We start from the raw sequence: 4367 nt of genomic DNA on the forward strand, positions 1-4367 counted from the left end.
ATTGAAGTTCGTTCCATACTATTATTGTAAAAACAACTATGATTAATAGTTCTATACCATTGAATATTTTTTTATTCTTCAACACTCTTTTTAAAATCCAGTCTACCAACAAACCTCCAAGTCCAATTAAAATTAGTTGAACCATAAAGATTAGTGTATATGAATCTTCATGCATTATTAATTTGTAGTTTGCCAAGATGAATATAAAACAGCTAACTAAATAGATTATAAAATATATTCTTAAGAGTGTCAAGTTTTGCATCTTTTCTTAGTTTTAGTTATATTATTCAAAGAAAGAGAGACCCTACTCATCGCCTCTCTTTCATAAATAATAGTCGTGCCTTAATTCGACTACTTAAAGTTTTACGTTTTTAGGGAAAACGTAAAAAGAATTGTTATTAATTAATCTGTTTTTTTTGCATATGCCAAACCATCAAACGTATAGCTTGCCGTTTGGCTCTTGGTATAGAATCTTTAAATATTGGTTTGTTTTTAAACCTTTCTATTAGCTTTCCTTTAAAAGATACTAACCAAGTATAACTAGAGTCATTAACTAATTTTATGATCAAGTGATACCCGTCATTTGTAATTGTCTCTTTTTGCTTTTTAGTTCCAGTCCAATTCATAGTTCAAATTTATCATTGTTAGTAAGAGAGATCGATCGTCACATTTTCTATTTTTAAGAATAATTAAATATGTGTTACCAGTAATTAAAAACAAATCCGATAGCCTTATCTTAATTGATTTGCTAATTCTATTCATATCTAATAAAAAAATTGCAAAGGTGTAAATTCCCCTAAATCGTCCTTTAAACCTATCAGGAATAGTCTATCCTGTTTGACTCTCGATCTCTCTATGGTATATATTATTAATCATGTTACTTTTTTAACTCTATTCGCACTCTTCTATTTAATTGTCTTCCTCCTTCATTATTATTTGATGCGATAGGTCTTGTTTCTCCAAAGCCTCTTGCTTCTAATTGATTGCCATTGACGCCTAAGTTTTCTAGAAACTCTTTTACTGCTTTTGCTCTTCTTCTTGATAATGCCATATTGTATGAATCATTCCCTTTGCCATCTGTATGACCATCTATATAGAATTCCACTTTTGGAAACTTTTTCATAATGTCAGCCATTCTACCCAAATCATTGTATGACATTGCTTTGATAACCGCTCTATCTGTTTCAAAAAAGATTAATTTTGCGATGTAATTCAGCTCTTTTAATACAGAGTTTGGTATTTCTGGACAACCTCTATTTGATTTTGACCCAGGAATGGTAATACAATCATCTTGATCGTCATACACGCCATCACCATCTGTGTCTTTGCCTGGAGGACAACCTTGCAATACAGGCGGTCCCTTCTTGAACGGACATTTGTCTTTATAGTCCGGAACACCATCTTTATCAGAGTCCACAGCACTTCCATCTCCGTATACTTTTACGCCTTTTGGAGTCATTGGTTGTACATCCAATTCATCCATCACACCATCTCCATCACCGTCTTTTATTTCAAATGGATTTCCGTTTTTAGTATTCCCATTATCATCTTCATCCTTATCTCTTCCCCAAATTGAGTATTTTTCTTGTTTCCCAAACTTGTAAACAAGCCCGATGTGATTTACAAAAAAGGTTTCCAAATCTTGTTTGTCTGAAATCGTTGCATCCAAATGATCTTCGTAGTTTAGATAGAAACCTGAACGAAATTCTAAATCTATCTTTTTACTAATTCTATATTTTAAACCTAGTTGAAGTGTGAGATATATAGAACTGGCTTCATTTTCATTGTTTCTTGCAGGATTGAATCCAAAATCAACCAATTCTGTTTGTGATCCATCAGCATTTTTTTCATACAATACCGAATTGTATTGTTGGTATCCTGCTCCTAAATATGAGGCTAAATGCCATTTTTCAGATTGCCTTCTGTAGATGTTGGATAGACTCAAAATTAAATTCACTTCTGCCCCATAAGCACGACCTTCAAAGAATAGATTATTATTGATCGTTCCTTGGTTGGTGTACAAGACTTCATAAATTTCTGAGAAATACTGTGCGCCTCCTGAAATTTTATTGTAATTCAATTTAAACTCTAATCCCAAAGTTGGATTGAACATTTTATCTATATACAAATAGCCTCCAAAATTCCAAAAGTTCCCTTGATTTCCTGTTCCGATAGATCGCAGGTCACCATGCATGATAAAATTACTGAGTCCGCCTCCAATTGCCCATTTGTTGGATTGTATTTCTTCTTTTAGAAAAATATTATTTGTCGATAATGTATCTGGTTTTATATCACTATTTGATTGTGCATGAACTCTAGCTAAACTACCTAGCAACATGGCTCCAATTAGAAAAAGTATTCGCATCATAATGATCAGTTTTAGTTTAGCAATAAACTTCTTTAACTTGTCCCAGTATTTTGATAGTTTGTTTAACAACTGAGCCCAGTAGCTATGTTTTCCATCATCAATATCTCTTGACATCACTACATAACAACCATACATAATGGCTGCCGTTAGTAGTATAAGAATACCATTGTCAATTGGCAATCCTGGTGGTCCTGGTGGTCCTGGTGGTGGAGGTACTATTTGAATATATAGAGTTGTAAATTGTAACATGTTTATCGGTGTTTTAGTTTGATTAATTTTTGAGAAAATTCTTAGATGATTCTGTATTAAAAACCTAAGTAGACTTTTTTATCAACCAAACCTTGTGCTGATTTTAGTTTCAAATAGTAAATACCACTCGATATTTTGTTCGTTTTTAAACGAAGTTTGTTGCCTTCTTTATGTTGTGAGGTGATGTCCCATGCCTGAATCTGTTTTCCAAGCACATCATAGAGTTTTACGTTTTCTATATCAATCTGATGTGTATTGACAATCATGATGTCTTGCGACGCATCTTCTGTATATATAGAGAACTCAGAAGCGAGTACTTCTTCTGTACTAAGTGTACCATTTCTGGCAAATGCTAATACATAACGATCTGTGTACATACCAGCATTTAAAAAGATATCGGCTGGCGCTGCACTTATCAAATAATTGATATTATCAATAGTGTCAATTAAATACACATTCCTATTAATATTTGCCCATTCATCAATTCGTATACGAATGCTTCCTGAATACCCCATATTGATCGTTAGCGGTACTTGTAAATCTTCTGTGATTGCTTGTACACCAGCAATGGCATACTTTTGATCATCTTCTTCAAAGTCCCAATAAAAACCAGTTACAACTGTATCTTCTGATAGCGTAGCATCATAGCCTGTATCAAAAGCGAATGAGTTGCCTTGTAAAAAGGAGATTCCTATTTGTTGATGTAAATCCAAAGTATCTTGGTTTACATAATCCATTCCTAGTTTGATAATTGGTAAACTAGAAGTACTTTCTGAATTTTCACTGTTTGTAGCAAAGGCAGTAGTATTGTCTCCATTTCTAAAGAAAATAGAGTTTGCACCTTCTGTGATAAATTCTCGTTGACTGTTGTTAAATTCAACAGTTCCTCCCGTGGCACTTCCTTCAATAAAGAATCCTTGCCCTATAGGAATATACCCGCCTGGTTCTCTATATGGACCACTTCCTAATCCTGCAATACCTAAATTATCATTGACAGTGTTTAGTGGATTGTTAGCAGCAAGTCCCATGGCAATGTTTCTGATGGCATAACCTCCAACATAACCTTCAAAATTGTGACTGTTAATATCTGTATCTCCATTGATACTTTCTTTTTGTTCCCAGAAGTAGACTGCGCCTGTAGTACTCGATAAGTTATCTTCTAAAAATCGTTGCACACTGATGGCACTTGCATACGGATTCCCTACCAAATAATCCGTATCGGCTGCTACAGTCGTTTGCATCGCGCCATCTTTTGGTGTTCCCACAAAGGTGTAGTTTTGCGACTGCCCTGGACCTTTAAAAATAACTCCATCTGTTTGAGCAATGGTGCCTCCACTTAAGGCCTGCGTCCAATCGGCAGCTGCACCAAAAGTGTAGATCCAAAATTCTGCAATTGAGATTGGTGTGGTTGTATCGCCATCGTATCCACCTGTAAAATTGATATCTGTAGCTACAGATGTTGTAGAGGTTGGTGTACTACCATCTTTAAAAACATCAGTTACGGTATACGTTGAAGCTCCTATACTATTAACAGGACTTCCGAAGTAATTATAACGATACGTACTTGGTACTTCTGAGTTTTGATCTACATAGAGTTTTCCGCTTCCTGTAACTAGACTTCCACTAGTATGTGTTGATACTAGTTGAGAAGTTCCAATGAGTCGAATTTCATCATCATTGCTTGAAAGGGTAATATTATCAGTAACTACAAGTAAATTATCCGTAATCGAAAATATACTATTGTTATTTA

3 protein-coding genes are annotated in these 4367 nt (G+C 34.5%); all 3 read right to left on the reverse strand.

Annotated elements, in window-relative coordinates; genetic code table 11:
- Positions 1-398: 398 nt before the first annotated feature.
- The gene (locus tag ACRBBL_RS27525; protein ID WP_431372322.1) at positions 399-626 is read right to left on the reverse strand and encodes a hypothetical protein; all 228 of its coding nucleotides are present in this window, start codon (positions 624-626) and stop codon (positions 399-401) included.
- 251 nt (positions 627-877) lie between these two features.
- Positions 878-2617: an OmpA family protein gene (locus ACRBBL_RS27530; protein WP_431372323.1), complete on the reverse strand. Its 1740-nt coding sequence runs from the start codon at positions 2615-2617 to the stop codon at positions 878-880.
- 56 nt (positions 2618-2673) lie between these two features.
- Positions 2674-4367, reverse strand: a 1694-nt coding sequence (locus tag ACRBBL_RS27535) for a T9SS type A sorting domain-containing protein (protein ID WP_431372324.1), incomplete at its 5' end; no start/stop codon positions are given.

The organism is Kordia sp. (genome assembly GCF_050633145.1).
Lineage (GTDB): Bacteria > Bacteroidota > Bacteroidia > Flavobacteriales > Flavobacteriaceae > Kordia.

What these genes read in the sequence shown, in the direction of transcription:
- ACRBBL_RS27525 (WP_431372322.1), bottom strand. Translation starts at nt 626, where the DNA reads ATGAATTGGACTGGAACTAAAAAGCAAAAAGAGACAATTACAAATGAC.
- ACRBBL_RS27530 (WP_431372323.1), bottom strand. Translation starts at nt 2,617, where the DNA reads ATGTTACAATTTACAACTCTATATATTCAAATAGTACCTCCACCACCA.